We start from the raw sequence: 15,275 nt of genomic DNA on the forward strand, positions 1-15,275 counted from the left end.
AGGACCCCCGCCATGCGCCTCTCATCGCCGCCCCCTCCGGTCGGGTCGCAGCCGTTACAGCGGCCGGAGGTGGTGCGCCGGCACCGCTGGGACGGACTGCGCTGCGAGTCGCGCCTGGTCCGGGCGGCCGCCCCGAGGCTGGGCCCGGTGCTGCTGATCGGGGGCGCCTTCCAGAGCAAGGAGACCTGGGGGCGCTGCGAGAAGCTCTTCCTGGCGAACATGGACGTCTTCACCGTCGACCCGCCCGGCTGGGGCGCTGCCGACCCCCTGCCCCCGGGGAAGAGAGTGGACGTACTGGCGGACGCTGTCTGCCACATACTCGACGAGAGCGGTCTGCGGCAGGTCAACGTGGTGGGTGGCTCCTACGGAAGTGCCATCGCGTACCGCATCGCCCAGCGCCACCCCGACCGGGTGGGGCGCATGGTCCTGGTCGGCACGATGGCGGCCATCCCCGAGCATTCCCGACAGGCCATGCACCGAGCGCTGGCCTTCCTCGACGCCGGAAGGATGGACGAGTACGCCCGTGCCGCGGTCGACATCATGATGAACCCGGGGCGCCTCGACGGGATCACCAACGGCGCGCGCGTCCGCCGCTTCCTCCTGCGGCGCCTGGCCGCCCTCTCCGAGGCCGAGGTGGTTCAGGTGAGCACCAACACGCTGCGTCTGCTCCGGCACGCGGAGCTCGACACGAGCGTGCCGGTGTCGGCCCCGACCCTGACCGTGACGGGGGAGCACGACGCCTTCACCACCCCGGCGCAGTGCCGTCGCATGGCGCTGGCGTGCGGCACGGGCTGGTTCGCGGAAGTCGCGGAGAGCGACCACATGCTCTTCCTGGAACGGCCGGCGGAGATCACCGACCTGGTGACCCGCTTCCTGTCCGACGAGCCGCTGCACGGACTGCCCTACTGCACGAGGGTCGAGCAGCTCCCGTCGAGCCCCTTCCCGGGACCTCGTGCCGTCGGCCCGGTGCCGGGAGGGGGGCCAGGAAGGATGCCCGCCTGAGCGAGGGCCGCCTGGTCGACGTTCTGGAGGACCCCACCCCCGGCCGCGTGAGCCAATGGCTCCGTCCGGTCACTCGTGACACCAGAGGGCTGGGCCAATGGCCCAGCCCTTCCCCTGTCGGTTGAGCCGCTGCACCCCCTTCGGTCTATCCTTGTAGCCATCACACATTCTCGGCGCCGCGCAGCGCCGTCCGGCGACGAGGCCGGACCGGCCCGCGGTGCTTTCGTCGTGTCCGAGCCCCCACCACCCCCGGGGAGCCTCATGTGCGGCGAGGAACAGGAACAAGGGGGGCGGGATTGGCCGCCGTGCAGAAGCTGCAGAAATACGTGACGGCCCCGGATCCGGGGCGCGTCCGGCTCAGGGTCTCGCTCCGCGCCGTCCTCGGCGTCGCGCTCGCGGTCGCCCTGGCCGAGCTGCTCGGCCTGTCCCTCGTCGCGTCCATCACCGCCGGACTCGCCGCGCTGCTCGCGCTCTTCACGGTGGGTGACTCCACGGTGCGCCGTCAGGTCGTCACCACCGCACTTCTGCCGACGGTCGGCTTCCCCGTGCTGGCCCTCGCGACCCTTCTGCACGGCATGCCGCTCGCGCGCGACACGGCCTGGCTGCTCGTGATCTTCGCCGGCGTCTACGCGCGCCGCTGGGGGCCGCGCGGACACGCGCTCGGCATCTTCGCCTTCATGCAGTTCTTCGTGACCCAGTTCCTCCACGCACTCCCCGCCCAGCTCCCCGAGCTGTACGCGGCGATCGGCATCGCGCTGGGCGCGGTCGCGCTCGTGCGCTTCGTGCTGTGGCCCATCGAGCGTCGGGTTCCGCCGCCGGCGGCGCCCGCCCCCCTGCCCGGGGCTGGGCTCGCCCGGGCCACCACCCGCCAGGCCGTACAGGTCGCCGTCGCTTCGGGGGCGGCCCTCGTCATCGGGCAGTTCCTCTCGGAGGAGCGCTGGTACTGGGCCGTCGGCACCGTCTGGTGGATCTTCGTCAACACCGCCTCACGGGGGGAGACGCTCGTGCGGGGCTTCCGCCGTGTCCTCGGGACCGTCACCGGCATCGCGGGCGGATTCCTCGTCGCCATCCCGTTGGGTGGCGCGCCCGTCGTCACGGCGTTGCTGGTCGCCGTGTGCGTGTTCGGGATCTTCTACACCGCCGCCGTCTCGTACAGCTGGATGATCCTGGCGGTCACCGTGATGGCCAGCCTGCTCTACGGGCTGCTCGGCGTGCTGGACGGCGCGCTGCTCCTCCTGCGCGTGGCCGAGACCGGTGTCGGGGCCGTGTGCGCCGGCCTTGCCGTGACGCTGGTCCTTCCCGTCCGGACGCACACGACGAACGACGCGTGGATCCAGCGAGCGCTCCTTTGCGTCCGGTCCGCCACCTCGGCGTCCGTCCGCCGTCTCGCCGGCGAGGAAGCCGCCGACCCCGCGCCGCACGCTGCCGAGCTGGAGGCGCTCCTCGGGCGCGTGCGGCTCTCGCTGGCTCCGCTCGTGCATCCGTTGACCCCCTTCCTGGGCAGGAAGCAGCGGGCGCGGCGCGTCCTCGTGCTCCTCGACGAAGCGGCCCGCGAGGTGCGCGGACTGGTTGCCGTCGCCGCCGACCCGGACGCCAGCCACGACGCTCGTCTGGCTGCCGCCTGCTGGCGCGTCGAAGCCGCCGTGGAGGCCCTCACTTCTCGCGAAGGGACTGTGGTGGAGCCGGACGGGCACCTCCGGACCGAGGGCGATGCCCACGCGGGTGCGCCGGCTCTCGCCCATGCGAGGGGACTCGCTCGCGTTCTCACGGAGCTGGACGCTCCGCTGCGGACTCCGCCCGGCGCGTGGGTGGTCCGTTCCTGAGAGGGCACCCCCGTCGATCCGACGGCCCCGCCCGCACCTCACCGCGCGCCCTGCTGGTCCCGGCGGGGCGCTGATCAGGGGCCTGCCCTAGCTCGGATCCGGACCGGCACGATCGGATCCGGTCCGAGGCGACCCGGCCCCCGTCCGTCCTGGCCGCACTCGACGCCGTTGGTCTAGACCGCCTGCTACCGTCGGCCGGAACGACGGCCGGTCGTCCGTGACCGGCCCCGGGACAGGGGAGGCGTCATGGGCGACACACGGGCGGTGCAGGGGGGCCGGAGCGGGCCGCGCGCGTACATCGGGTCGTTCACCTCGGCGGGCGGTCGCGGCGTCCTCGCCGCCGACGTCGACCCGGAGACGGGCGCGCTGACCGTCACCGGTGCCAGCGACGCCGTCGTCGACCCCTCCTTCCTCGCCCTCGCCGGCCCCGTGCTTCACGCGGTCTCCGAGGCCGAGCCCGGCGCCGTCGCCGCTTTCGAGGTCACCGGCCCCGCGCCCCGGCCGCTCGGCGACCCCGTGCCCGTCGACGGCGCGGGCCCCACCCATCTCGCCCTCGCCGCCGGCCACCTCGTCACGGCGAACTACACCTCCGGCAGCGTCACCGTCCTGCCGCTGGCCGAGGACGGCACCCCGCGCCCCGCCACGGCCGTCCTGCGGCACGAGGGCCGCGGCACCGTCCCCGGCCGTCAGAGCGGCCCCCACGCCCACCAGGTGCTCCCCGACCCCTCCGGCCGCTGGGTCGTCAGCGTGGACCTGGGCACCGACTCCGTACGGATCTGCGCCCTCGATCCCGCGACGGGCGCGTTCACCCTCCACGGCGAGACCGCGTTGCGCCCCGGCACCGGCCCGCGCCACCTCGCCTTCCACCCGGCGGGCACCCACGCCTACGTCCTGAACGAGCTGGAGCCCACCCTCACCGTCTGCCGCTGGGACGCGGCGGCGGGCGTCCTCGAACCGCTCGGCGAGACCCCCGTCGTCCCCGAGGGCACCCCTGGCCCCAGCTACCCCTCCGAGGTCGTCGCGTCCCCCGACGGCCGCTTCCTGTGGGCCGCCGTCCGCGGCGACGACACTCTCGCCGTCCTCGCCCTCGGCCCGGACGGCGCGAAGGCCGACCTGGTCGCCACTGTGCCCTGCGGAGGGACCTGGCCCCGCGACCTGACCCTCGACCCCTCCGGGCGGCGGCTGTACGCGGCCAACGAGCGCTCCGGCGACGTCACCTGGTTCGACCTCGACCCGGAGACCGGCGTGCCGGCCCGGGCGGGCGCGATCGACGTCCCGGCGGCCTCCTGCGTCGTCTTCGGCTGAGCCGTACACGAGCGGAGCCGTACGAGAGGCGGGGCCGCACCAGAAAGGGCCCGTACCGGATCTTCCCGGTGCGGGCCCTTTCCCCTCGTGTAGCGCCTCAGAGCGACGGAGCGCCCTGCGGCTGCTGCGGCGGGATGCCCAGCGCCGAGGTGTACTGCGAGAGCACCAGCTTGCCGATCGCCGGGTAGGCCCCCAGCGGCTCGGCAGCGGCGCAACCGGCCTCCTTGGAGGCCTCGTCGAGCAGGCCCTCGGCCAGCTCCGGGCCGATCAGGTACGGCGCGAGCGCCAGCTGGGCGGAGCCCGAGGCGCGCAGCTGCTCGGCGATGGAGGTGATCGAACCCTCCTGGTCGAGCGCGGCGGCCATCACCGGCACCGCGAGGCGCGCGGCGAGCAGCATGCCGGTGATCCCGGCGGCCTGCACGGCCTCCTCGCCACCGACGGTGGCCAGGATGATGCCGTCGGCGGCCGTCGCCACCGTGAACAGCCGGGCGCGGTCGGCACGGGCGAGCCCGGCCTCCGACAGGCGCACGTGCAGCGCCTCGGCCAGCAGCGGGTGCGGGCCGAGGACCTCGGTCAGCTCGGCGGTGTTGCCGCTGTCCATGACGGCCTGGCGCACCTGGCGCATCAGGGCGCTGTCCGGGCCCGCGAGCAGCGGGACCACGACGGCGGCGGGGCCGGTCGGGGCGGCGACCTCACGGCCGGCGGCCAGGGCCAGCTCGTACCGCTGGGCGCGGAGCGCCTCGGCGGCCGTCAGCACCGTCGCGAGCGCGGGGTACTCGATGTCGTCGCCGTCCAGGAAGCCGATCACGGCCTCCAGGCCGGGCAGCTCCGAGCGGGCGATGCTCACGACCTCTTCGGCCAGCGAGCGTATGGCGGCCGACGGCACACCGGGAACGGCGAGAACCAGTGCGGGAGCGCCCTCGGGCGCCGCCGCGGGTTCGGGGCGACGGTGCCGCCCGGACTGGCGGGGTCGAGGCATTCGTACAGGCAGGCCGGAAGCAGGCCCAGTGGGGGAGCTCATGGCGCCGCATGCTACTGGTTTCGTCGGACACGCTGTTCGGTGAGGTGCGATCACGCGTCGTCTGTCCCTGTATGTCCGGTCTCCGTGTCCGCTCCCGGCCCCTCTCGTGCCTCCGCACCACGCCCGACCTGGGCGGATGCCGTCGGCTGCGCCGTCATGCCGTCGAACAGGCGCAGCAGCGACGGGTCCTCCGGCAGGCGCAGCGTGCCGGAGGCGAGTGCCGAGGCGAGGGCGACCGCCCCGGCCAGCGGATCGCCCGCGGGCGGGACCGTCCGGGCGTGCGGGATCCGCTCCGCGAGCGCGGCCCGCAGGGGTACGAGCAGGGGGTCGCCCATCCTGAAGAGACCGCCCGTCAGGGCGACCAGGGCCCCCGGGGCGGCCGGGCACACGGCCTCGGCGGCGTCCGCGACATGCGCCGCGGCGCGGCCGAGGACCTCCGCCGCGACCGGGTCGCCCGCTGCGGCGCAGGCCCCCACCTCCGGGGCGAACGAGGCGAGTACGGCGGGCCGGTCCGTACGGGGGTAGAGCACGCCCGGCAGGCCCGCCGCCGGCCCGAACAGCTTCTCGGCGCGGGCGAGGAGCGCCGCCGAACCGCCGCGCCGCCCGTCGTGGGCGCGCATCGCCGCCTCCAGGCCCGCCCGGCCGATCCAGGCCCCGCTGCCACAGTCGCCGAGGAGGTGCCCCCAGCCGTCGGCCCGGCGCCAGGACGCCAGATCCGTACCGAGCGCAATCATCCCCGTGCCGCCCGCGACGACCGCACCCGGCCGCTGTCCGAGCGCCCCGGCGTACGCGGTGACGGCGTCGGCCGCGAGCGCGAGCCGTCGTACGCCCCACGCCCCGGCGAAGGCGCCCGGCAGTTCGGCCCGCAGCTCGCGCCCGAGGGTCGCCATCCCCGCGGCGCCCACGGCCACCGCGCGGACCGGCCGGCCGGCTGCCGCCCCCGTCGCGGCGCGCTCGCGCAGCTCGCGGACGGCGGGGAGGACCTGCTCCAGGAAGTGGGCCGCCGAGATGCCGCCCGGCCCGGTCCCGACCGGCTCCCGCGTGGCGAGGGTGCCGAGGACCGTGCCGTCCGCGGCCGCGGCCAGCGCGATCCGCAGCCCGGACCCACCGGAGTCCACACCGATGACGAGCCCCTCGGCGGGTTCGTTCACGGAATCGACGGAATCCACGGAATCCACGGTGCACCGTCCTGACATGAGAGGGACAAGGGGCGGGCGGGTGACGGGAGTCTAGAGGGCGGCGGTCCGGGCGGACCGGGTTGTCACTGTAGGCCGGTAGAGTGACGGACCGTGACAGCGCGACCCTTGAACGAACTGGTGGAGCCCGGCTGGGCGGAGGCTCTGAGCCCCGTCGCGGGCCGTGTGGCGGAGATGGGCGACTTCCTGCGCGCGGAGATCGCCGCGGGCCGGACGTACCTGCCGTCCGGGCCGAACGTCCTGCGGGCCTTCCAGCAGCCATTCGACGACGTGCGGGTCCTGATCGTGGGTCAGGACCCCTACCCGACACCGGGGATGGCGATCGGCCTCAGCTTCGCGGTCGCCCCCGAGATCCGCTCGCTGCCGGGCAGCCTGGAGAACATCTACCGCGAGCTGAACACCGACCTCGGGCTGCCCCGGCCGTCGAACGGCGACCTGACCCCGTGGACCCGTCAGGGCGTCCTGCTCCTCAACAGGGCCCTGACCACGGCCCCGCGCAAGCCGGCCGCCCACCGCGGCAAGGGCTGGGAAGAGGTGACCGAGCAGGCCATCCGCGCCCTCGCCGCCCGGGGCAAGCCCCTGGTGTCCATCCTGTGGGGACGGGACGCCCGGAACGCCCGGCCGCTCCTCGGGGACCTCCCGGCGATCGAGTCGGCGCACCCGTCTCCGATGTCGGCGGACCGGGGCTTCTTCGGCTCCCGCCCCTTCAGCCGCGCCAACGAACTCCTCCTGGAGCAGGGCGCCCAGCCCGTGGACTGGCGCCTGCCCTGATCCGTACGCGGCGGGCGGGCGCCCGGCCGCCGTCCGGAGCGGGCCGTCAGATCACCGCGGCCCGCACGCACAGGACGTCCGGCAGGTGCTCCGCCAGGAGTCTCCAGCTCTCCCCGTCGTCGTCGCTCGCGTACAACTCGCCGTTGCGGTTGCCGAAGTAGACGCCCGCCGGGTCCGCGTCGTCGGTGCAGAGCGCGTCCCGCAGCACCGTGCCGTAGTGGTCGCCCTCGGGCAGGCCCCGGCTCAGCGGTTCCCAGCTGGCTCCGGCGTCGTTCGTCCGGTAGACGCGGCAGCGTCGGCCGGCCGGGACACGGTCGGAGTCCGCCGTGATGGGGAAGACGTAGGCGGTGTCCGGGCGGTGCGGGTGGGCGGCGACGGCGAAGCCGAAGTCGGAGGGGAGTCCGGCGCCGATGTCGGACCAGCTGCCGCCCCCGTCGTCGCTGCGGAAGACGCCCCAGTGGTTCTGGAGGTACAGCCGGTCCTTGTCGGCCGCGTCCTGGGCGATCTTGTGGACGCACTGCCCGAACTCGGGGTTCGGGTCGGGCAGGAAGACCGCGGGCACCCCTTGGTTGGACGGCGCCCACGCGGCCCCGCCGTCCCGGGAGCGGAACACCCCGGCGGTCGACACCGCGACGGTGAGCGCGTCCGGGTCGCGGGGGTCGGTGACGACGGTGTGGACGGCCTCGCCGCCTCCGCCGGGCACCCACTTGCCCCGGGTGGGATGCTCCCAGAGCGGGCGGACGAGCTCGAAGGACTCCCCGCCGTCCGCCGAGCGGAACAGCGCCGCCGGTTCCGTCCCCGCGTAGACGACGTCGGGGGAGTGCCCGGGCGCCGGGTGCAGCTGCCAGACGCGCTCCAGCGAGGCGCCCGTGTCCTCGGGGAACTTCACCGCGGGCCGCGCGGGCTCGGTCCAGTTCTTGCCGAGGTCGTCGGAGTGGAAGACGGAGGGTCCCCAGTGGGCGCTGTCCCCGCCCACGAGGAGCCGCGGTACCGGCCGTCGGGTGTCGATCGCGACCGAGTAGACGGCCTGCGCGGGGAAGGCCGGATCGTCGAACTCCCATCGGCCGTCGTGCCGGTGGCCGATGAAGAGCCCCTTGCGGGTGCCTACGGTGAGGAGTACGTCAGGCATGGCTTGGTACCTCCAGGACGCCGTTGTCGCGGATACGGGCCAGTCTGCACCCGCCCACTGACAACGGCCCCCGGACACACCTGAGGCCCCGGGACACCGGCCCGGGGCGGCCCCGGACACGGTCCGGGACCACCCCGGACGCCGGGCCCGGGGACGACCCCTGCCCTGCCTCTCAGATCGCCCAGGCGTACTGCGCAGGGGCATGGGTCTCCGCGCCGAGCTCGCGGGCCGCGCGGCGGGGCCAGGAGGCGTCGCGGAGCAGCTCGCGGCCGAGGAGGACCGCGTCGGCCTCGCCGTTGGCGAGGATCTTCTCGGCCTGCTCGCTCTCGGTGATCAGGCCGACGGCGGCCACCGGCAGTCCGGTCTCCGCCCTGACCCGGGCTGCGAACGGCACCTGGTAGCCCGGACCCACGGGGATCCGCGCCGGGCCGCCGTTCCCGCCGCTGGAGACGTCGAGGAGGTCGACGCCGTGCTCGCGCAGCAGCGCCGCGAACCGCACGGTCTCGTCGGCCGTCCAGCCCTGCTCCTCCAGCCAGTCGGTGGCGGAGATCCGGAAGAAGACGGGCAGCTCCTCGGGCCACACGGACCGCACCGCGTCGACGACCTCCAGGGCGAGCCGGGTCCGGTTCTCGAAGGAGCCGCCGTACTCGTCGGTGCGGTGGTTGCTGTGCGGGGAGAGGAACTCGCCGATGAGGTAGCCGTGGGCACCGTGCACCTCGACGACCTCGAAGCCGGCGTCCAGCGCGCGGCGGGCCGCGTCCGCGAACTGCCCGGTGATCTCGCGGATCCGCTCGACGGTCAGCTCGGTCGGCACCGGGTACCCCTCGTCGAAGGCGACCGGGCTGGGGCCGACGGGCTGCCAGCCGGGCCCGCCCGGCGCGACGGGACCGCGGCCCTGCCAGGGGCGGTTGGTCGAGGCCTTGCGTCCGGCGTGGCCGATCTGGATGCCGGGCACGGTGCCGTGCTCCTTGAGGAAGTCCGCGATCCGGCGCAGGCCCTCCGTCTGGGTGTCGTTCCACAGGCCGAGGTCCGCGGGGCTGATCCGGCCCTCGGGGGCGACGGCGGTCGCCTCGACGAGGATGAGCCCGGCGCCGCCGGTGGCCCGGGAGGCGTAGTGGGCGAAGTGCCAGTCTCCGGCCACACCCGCGTTCGGCCCGGTCATCTCGGCCGAGTACTGGCACATCGGCGCCATCCAGACCCGGTTGGGCACGGTCAGCGAACGCAGGGTGTAGGGCTGGAACAGGGCGACGCTCATGACGGACTCCGTTTCGGGGGCCTCGAAGGATGCTCGTACGATACTCATCGTAGTACGGCACCTGTCAAACTACGAGAGTTCTCGTACAATGGGGCTCCGTCAATGAGGCCCCACCGGATGAAGCGGAGCCGCCGCCATGTCGACCGCCGCCAGCCCTCGCGCGCTCGAACACCCCACGCGGGACCAGATCGGCCTGGAAGGGGTGCTCCACGCGCTCTCGGACACCGTGCGACTGCGCATCGTGCGGGATCTGGCACGCGAGGGCGACGCGCTGAGCTGCTCGTACTTCGACCTCCCGGTCACCAAGTCCACGACGACGCACCACTTCCGCGTCCTGCGCGAGAGTGGCGTGATCCAGCAGATGTACCAGGGCACGGCGAAGCTCAACGCCCTGCGCAAGGACGACCTGGACGCCCTCTTCCCCGGCCTCCTGGACACCGTCCTGACGGCGGCCGAGGCGCAGGCCGGCCGCCGGGACGCCGCCGAAGGGGCTTGAGCCCCTACAGCGACCGCATCCGGTTGATCTCCGAGGTCTGCTGGGCGATCACGTCGTTGGCCATCTCCTCGACCAGGACGTTGTTGCCCTCGCTCAGCACCTCGGCCGCCATCGTCACGGCCCCCTCGTGGTGCGTGATCATGAGCTTCAGGAACAGCGTGTCGAAGGCCTCGCCCTTCGCGCCCTTCAGCTCCTTCAGCTGGGCCTCGGTCGCCATGCCCGGCATCGAGTGATGGTCGTGGCCGCTCTGCTCGCGCGGCCCGCCGTTGTTCTTCAGCCAGCCCTCCATCGCGGCGATCTCCGGCTGCTGCGCGGCCGCGATCCGCTCGGCCACCTTCTTCACCATCGGGGATCCCGCCCGCTGCGGGGCGAGTTCCGTCATGGTCAGCGCCTGGCGGTGGTGGACGATCATCATCTGCGCGTACGTGAAGTCGGCGCTGTTCGGGCTCTCGTCGGGGAGGAGCCTGGCGGCCTCCTCCGGCGATATCCGCTTGGCCGGCTCGCCGGGCTTCCCCGGGGCCACCACCGAGCCTCCGGCCGAGGCCTCGGCCCGCGGTGCGGCCGTGCCGGATCCCGACTCGCAGGCGCCCAGGGCGAGTACGGCGACGGCTGACAGGGCCACGGCGACGACGGCACGGTGACGGCGGATCAACAACGCGACCTCCAGATGTTCTTGCGGGGACAGTGACCGTTCCTAGCACTTTTCCCGGAGGGATCGATCAGATTCCTTCATTACGTCTGTGTTGCCATCTGTTGAGATGCGCACGCCAAGGACCATACTGCCGGGGTCCAACATCCGTTCAAGGCTGAACGGATACCAGCGAGGACGGAGTGACTTCGTTGCGAATATCGCGTACCCCGCGTAGCCCGCGTGCACGGATCAGACGCCTGGGTGTGGCGTCGGCCGCCGCCGGCCTGCTGGCCACGATGCTGGCGGCCGGACCCTCGGTCGCCACCCCCGACCCCGGAGACGCCCTGACCCAGGGCACGGTCTCCGCGGAGCAGGCCGCCGAGGCGCGCTCCGCCATCCAGAGCGGTGACATCCCCGGCGTGGACGAGATCGTCCACAGCAAGAACATCGAACATCTCGCCAACATCCCCAAGGACGCCCTCAAGGGCACCAACTCCGACCTCGCCTTCCAGGGCAAGTACGCCTTCGCAGGCAACTACGACGGCTTCCGGATCTTCGACATCAGCAACCCGAAGGCCCCGACGACCGTCGCCCAGGTCCTCTGCCCCGGCTCCCAGAACGACATCTCCGTCTCCGGGAACCTGGTCTTCCTCTCCACCGACTCCTCCCGCAGCGACAACTCCTGCGCCAGCACGTCGCAGCCCGCCTCGGTGAAGGAATCCTGGGAGGGCATGAAGATCTTCGACATCAGCGACATCAGGAACCCGAAGTACGTCGCCGCCGTCGAGACCGCCTGCGGCTCGCACACCCACACGCTCCTGCCCAAGGGCAAGAACGTGTACGTGTACGTCTCCTCCTACTCGCCCAACGCGGCCTTCCCCGACTGCCAGCCCCCGCACGACGGCATCTCGGTCATCAAGGTCCCGCGCAAGGCGCCCGAGAAGGCCGCGATCGTCAGCTTCCCCGTCCTCTTCCCGGGCGAGGGCCCGGACGGCGGCGGCAACCCCGGCGGTCCCACCAACCCGGGCGTCTCCAAGACCACCGGCTGCCACGACATCACCGTGCTGCCGGAGAAGGACCTCGCCGCCGGCGCCTGCATGGGTGACGGCATCCTCTTCGACATCGAGGACCCCGAGCGCCCGAAGGTGATCGACCAGGTCCAGGACAACGTCAACTTCGCCTTCTGGCACTCGGCCACCTTCAACCAGAAGGCCAACAAGGTCGTCTTCACCGACGAGCTCGGCGGTGGCGGCGGCGCGACCTGCAACGCCGTGGTCGGCCCGAACCGGGGCGCCGACGGCATCTACGACATCGTCGGCAAGGGCGACAAGCGCAAGCTGGTCTTCCGCAGCTACTTCAAGATCCCGCGCCACCAGGCCGACACCGAGAACTGCGTCGCCCACAACGGCTCGCTCATCCCGGTCAAGGGCAAGGACCTCATGGTCCAGGCCTGGTACCAGGGCGGCGTCTCCGTCTGGGACTTCACGGACTCCGCCAACCCGAAGGAGATCGGCTACTTCGAGCGCGGCCCGCTGTCCGCCACCACGATCTCCACGGGCGGTTCCTGGTCCGCGTACTACTACAACGGCTACATCTACTCGAACGACATCGCCAAGGGCTTCGACGTCCTGAAGCTCTCCGACCGTCGTACCGACCCCGCGAAGCGGATCCGGATGGACGAGCTCAACGTCCAGACGCAGCCGGACTACTTCGACTTCGACGACTGACCGAGCCGCACCACGGGCGTGCTGTCGGGCGGACCTCCGTCCGGCGGCGCGCCCTGCTCCCATCCCAGCCCGTACCGCTGGAAGAGCTCCCACCGCAGCCGCGCCATCGGCATCGGGGCGCCCGGCAGCAGAACAGCCACCACCGCGCCCATCAGCAGGGCGCGCAGCAGCGGATAGTCCGTGTCCACGTCCGCGGAGCCGTACCGGACGACCGTGTCCCGCAGCAGGTGGGCGAGGCGCTGCTGCTCCTGGCACTGCACGAACCCCTCGGCCTGGAGGATTCCCGCCATGTGGGTCCGCATCAGCGTGGGACGCGACACCGCGAGGCCCAGGATCGCGTCGATGGCCCGCGCCAGCCGCTCCCGGCCGTCCTCCGTGTGCGGCTCGCGCTCCAGCGCCTCCTCCAGCGTCAGGTGCATCAGCCGGTGCACCGCCGCCTGCAGCAGCTGCCGCTTCCCCGGGAAGTAGTACGAGATGAGTCCGCGCGCCGACCCCGCACGCTCCGCGATGTCGCCGAGCGTGGTCGCCTCGTAGCCCCGCGTCGACACCAGGTCCACGGTGGCCTGCAGAATCCGCTCACGTGAGCGGCGCCTGAGCTCTTCATTGACCGATGGGCTGCGCGGGGACATGCTTGGCTCCTGCGTTGACTGGCTGCCGGCCAATATACTCAGCGCATCCCGTCGGCGGGCCCCTGTGGCAGGCCGGCGGGCAGGCCGTCTGTTCTGGGCGACACGGGGGATCGTCCAGGACGGGCGGCCTCATGCTGTCTACCTGCACCTATGCCTCCGAACCGTGGTCAGGGTGCACAACGGGTTCATGATCCTGCCCAAAGCTGCCTTGGATCGCGGCCCTCACGGTGTCATCGGCGGTGCCGTGGAAGTAGTGGGCGTACGTGTCCAGGGTCATGGCCGCCGAGGTGTGGCCCAAGATCTTCTGTACCGCCTTCACGTCCGCCCCGGAGCCGATGAGCACGGATGCGAAGTGGTGTCGCAGGTCATGGAACCTCGCCGTCACGCCAGCGCCCTTGACTGCCTTGGCCCACATGCCCTCGACACGGCGGCCGAGGGTGAACAACAGATGCGGGGCCGATGACGACTCCGCACCCTCCACAAAGGGCCGGAGCATGGTCACCAGCACATCAGCCAACGGTACGGTACGACGCGAGGACTCTGTCTTGAGGGGCCCCAACTCGCCCTGTTTCAAAAGCCATTGCTGCCGGACATGCAACAGTTTGCGTTCAAGGTCGACATCCTGAGCGGTGAGCCCGAGCACTTCCCCCAGTCGCAGACCGGTACCGGCCGCGAGCATCACCACGGGGCGCAGTTCATCGGGTGCGGTCTTGATGAGCAGAGAAACCTCATGGCTCGACAGCACCCTGTCTATAGGCTTGTGCTTGCCGCCGTTGGCTTTCACAGGGGAAGAAGGGTCACGGTTTATCAGGCCGTCCTCAATGGCCTTTTGGAGCACGGAATGCAGGTAACCGAGTGCGGTATGCCGGCTGGCCGGTGACAGTTTGGCCATGTGATCACTTGCGAGCCATGCCCGTATCTCGTCAGTCGTGATCTTCCCTACGGGGCGGTGCTGGAAAAAGGGATCGATGTACAGCCGGAAGACGCCGTCAACCTTCAACGCGGAATTCGGCCGGTAGATCCTCTGTGCTCTCCACTGAGCGGCCACCACGTTGAAAAGAGTGTTACCAGCCTTAGGGTCCACGTAGGTTCCCCTACCGAGTTCTATGGCTATTTCAGCCGCTCGCTTCTCGGCGTCGGGCTTCCTGTCGAAGGACTCCGCCCGTTGCCTTCCCATGGTGTCGCGGTAGCGCACCTTCCAGCGCTTGCCGACCCCGTGTCGTTGCGTCGCGTAGAGGGCGTGACCCTTGGCCCTGTGGCCGCACGGCCTGTCGTCAGGGCTTGCCGGAGTGTCCCGGTGCCATGCGTCCCATACCTGCACTGTGCTCATGATCCTTTTGCTCCAATTCCCCCTCCCTGTAGTTCAATTCTACTTTTTATCGATGCTTGAAGACAGCCAGGATTCAAGGTCTTTTAGTCGGTAGCGGATGCACTTACCGGCCTTGACGAAAGGTGGACCCTCGCGCCGATAGCGCCAGTTAGCGAGTGTTCCTGTGGAGACTGATAGGTATTCGGCGGCTTGCGTGGTGGTGAGTAGTGACGGGTTACCTTGTGAGGTCCATAGGGCGGATTCCGGCATGGATGATCTCCGGTGACGTGCGGTGAACTTCCCCCTGTCTGAACATTACGGCTGACGGCGTGTGCTGAAACCGGGTTGGGCGTTCCCGTTTCGATCACTCGCCGATGGCTACGCCGGGGCAGCAATCAGGTGCAATGCGTAAGTTGAAATCGAATCAAAGGTCAACCCGCCACTCGTCCTGGCGAAGTAGCGCGCGAGGGGTCATGCTTAGTAAATTGCGTGGGGATATCCAACTTTGATCATGGAATCTCAAGATCGCGGGCAAGGATTCTCGCCATATCGAGCCCATCCGTGAGTTCCTGAGCGCAAGGAAAGAACCCTCCCGCATCGGCGACGGGAGGGTGTTGACCTGCGATTTTGTCTCAACTTTTGTGTCACCACGTGAGATGGATCGGGCCTGCCAGTAGTCCGAGGTACCTATGGGGAGGCTGTGGTGGCTGGCACACTGGCCCGGTTGGTCAGGAGGGGGAGAGGAGTCGAGGTATGAGCGGGAGCCAGTCCTACTGGGTAGCGGAGCAGGGTGACGTGGTGCACCGGTCCGGAGAGTGTCCGGGGTTGGTGTCTGGGCAGCAGGGCAACGAGGCGCAGGGCATCGCGTCCCAGGATGTGATCGAGTTCAGTTCGGAGGCCGAGGCCATCGAGCGGGCCGCCGGGCACCGCATGTGCAGACACCCGAAGTGCGCGCTGTGAGCATACGATCCGCGACCCAGC

At 71.2% G+C, this 15,275-nt stretch carries 15 protein-coding genes; 7 read left to right on the forward strand and 8 right to left on the reverse strand.

All coding sequences use genetic code 11. The features are described 5' to 3' along the window. Nucleotides 1-69 precede the first annotated feature (69 nt). The 3 genes from DEJ46_RS34575 to DEJ46_RS34585 all read left to right on the forward strand — a co-directional run bounded on the left by DEJ46_RS34575 (nt 70) and on the right by DEJ46_RS34585 (nt 4,130). Nucleotides 70-1,002: an alpha/beta fold hydrolase gene (locus DEJ46_RS34575; protein WP_190623038.1), complete on the forward strand. Its 933-nt coding sequence runs from the start codon at nt 70-72 to the stop codon at nt 1,000-1,002. 314 nt (nt 1,003-1,316) lie between these two features. Further along, nucleotides 1,317-2,825 carry an FUSC family protein gene (locus DEJ46_RS34580; RefSeq protein ID WP_150275019.1) on the forward strand — a complete coding sequence of 503 codons (1,509 nt, stop codon included), beginning with the start codon at nt 1,317-1,319 and terminating at the stop codon, nt 2,823-2,825. A 246-nt stretch (nt 2,826-3,071) separates the two neighbouring features. Then, nucleotides 3,072-4,130 carry a lactonase family protein gene (locus DEJ46_RS34585; protein ID WP_150272693.1) on the forward strand — a complete coding sequence of 353 codons (1,059 nt, stop codon included), beginning with the start codon at nt 3,072-3,074 and terminating at the stop codon, nt 4,128-4,130. Between the two features lie 97 nt (nt 4,131-4,227). On the opposite strand, the gene DEJ46_RS34590 is transcribed toward DEJ46_RS34585, so the two are convergent. Further along, the gene (locus DEJ46_RS34590; RefSeq protein WP_150272695.1) at nt 4,228-5,151 is read right to left on the reverse strand and encodes a sirohydrochlorin chelatase; all 924 of its coding nucleotides are present in this window, start codon (nt 5,149-5,151) and stop codon (nt 4,228-4,230) included. A gap of 50 nt (nt 5,152-5,201) precedes the next feature. Next, nucleotides 5,202-6,347: an N-acetylglucosamine kinase gene (locus tag DEJ46_RS34595; RefSeq protein WP_150272697.1), complete on the reverse strand. Its 1,146-nt coding sequence runs from the start codon at nt 6,345-6,347 to the stop codon at nt 5,202-5,204. Between the two features lie 93 nt (nt 6,348-6,440). Between DEJ46_RS34595 and DEJ46_RS34600 the strand changes: the two genes are divergently transcribed. Beyond that, on the forward strand, nt 6,441-7,118 hold the full coding sequence (locus DEJ46_RS34600; protein ID WP_150272699.1) for a uracil-DNA glycosylase: 678 nt from the start codon (nt 6,441-6,443) through the stop codon (nt 7,116-7,118). A gap of 46 nt (nt 7,119-7,164) precedes the next feature. Here DEJ46_RS34600 and DEJ46_RS34605 read toward each other — a convergent pair whose 3' ends face one another. Continuing rightward, complete coding sequence (locus tag DEJ46_RS34605) at nt 7,165-8,247, reverse strand: WD40/YVTN/BNR-like repeat-containing protein (RefSeq protein ID WP_150272701.1); 1,083 nt, start codon at nt 8,245-8,247, stop codon at nt 7,165-7,167. Between the two features lie 172 nt (nt 8,248-8,419). Then, nucleotides 8,420-9,502, reverse strand: coding sequence for an NADH:flavin oxidoreductase/NADH oxidase (locus DEJ46_RS34610; protein WP_150272703.1), 1,083 nt, complete (start codon nt 9,500-9,502; stop codon nt 8,420-8,422). Between the two features lie 136 nt (nt 9,503-9,638). On the opposite strand from DEJ46_RS34610, the gene DEJ46_RS34615 reads away from it, so the two are divergent. Then, on the forward strand, nt 9,639-9,998 hold the full coding sequence (locus tag DEJ46_RS34615) for an ArsR/SmtB family transcription factor (RefSeq protein ID WP_150272705.1): 360 nt from the start codon (nt 9,639-9,641) through the stop codon (nt 9,996-9,998). 4 nt (nt 9,999-10,002) lie between these two features. On the opposite strand, the gene DEJ46_RS34620 is transcribed toward DEJ46_RS34615, so the two are convergent. Beyond that, on the reverse strand, nt 10,003-10,653 hold the full coding sequence (locus tag DEJ46_RS34620; protein ID WP_150272707.1) for a DUF305 domain-containing protein: 651 nt from the start codon (nt 10,651-10,653) through the stop codon (nt 10,003-10,005). A gap of 272 nt (nt 10,654-10,925) precedes the next feature. Between DEJ46_RS34620 and DEJ46_RS34625 the strand changes: the two genes are divergently transcribed. After that, nucleotides 10,926-12,356: an LVIVD repeat-containing protein gene (locus tag DEJ46_RS34625; protein WP_190623306.1), complete on the forward strand. Its 1,431-nt coding sequence runs from the start codon at nt 10,926-10,928 to the stop codon at nt 12,354-12,356. On the opposite strand, the gene DEJ46_RS34630 is transcribed toward DEJ46_RS34625, so the two are convergent. The 3 genes from DEJ46_RS34630 to DEJ46_RS41000 all read right to left on the reverse strand — a co-directional run bounded on the left by DEJ46_RS34630 (nt 12,335) and on the right by DEJ46_RS41000 (nt 14,564). After that, entirely contained in the window at nt 12,335-12,985 is a 651-nt protein-coding gene (locus DEJ46_RS34630; RefSeq protein WP_150272711.1) for a TetR/AcrR family transcriptional regulator, read from the reverse strand. The two genes, DEJ46_RS34625 and DEJ46_RS34630, sit on opposite strands and share 22 nt — an antisense overlap. A 148-nt stretch (nt 12,986-13,133) precedes the next feature. Continuing rightward, a complete protein-coding gene (locus DEJ46_RS34635; RefSeq protein WP_150272713.1) occupies nt 13,134-14,315 on the reverse strand; it encodes a tyrosine-type recombinase/integrase in 1,182 nt (393 codons plus the stop codon). A gap of 39 nt (nt 14,316-14,354) precedes the next feature. Continuing rightward, a complete protein-coding gene (locus DEJ46_RS41000) occupies nt 14,355-14,564 on the reverse strand; it encodes a helix-turn-helix domain-containing protein (protein WP_150272715.1) in 210 nt (69 codons plus the stop codon). 558 nt (nt 14,565-15,122) lie between these two features. Here DEJ46_RS41000 and DEJ46_RS40625 point away from each other — a divergent pair. Beyond that, nucleotides 15,123-15,254, forward strand: a complete 132-nt coding sequence (locus DEJ46_RS40625) for a hypothetical protein (protein ID WP_263411769.1) — start codon at nt 15,123-15,125, stop codon at nt 15,252-15,254. The last annotated feature ends 21 nt before the right edge of the window (nt 15,255-15,275 follow it).

The sequence above is a fragment of the Streptomyces venezuelae genome, from assembly GCF_008642375.1.
Lineage (GTDB): Bacteria > Actinomycetota > Actinomycetes > Streptomycetales > Streptomycetaceae > Streptomyces > Streptomyces venezuelae_G.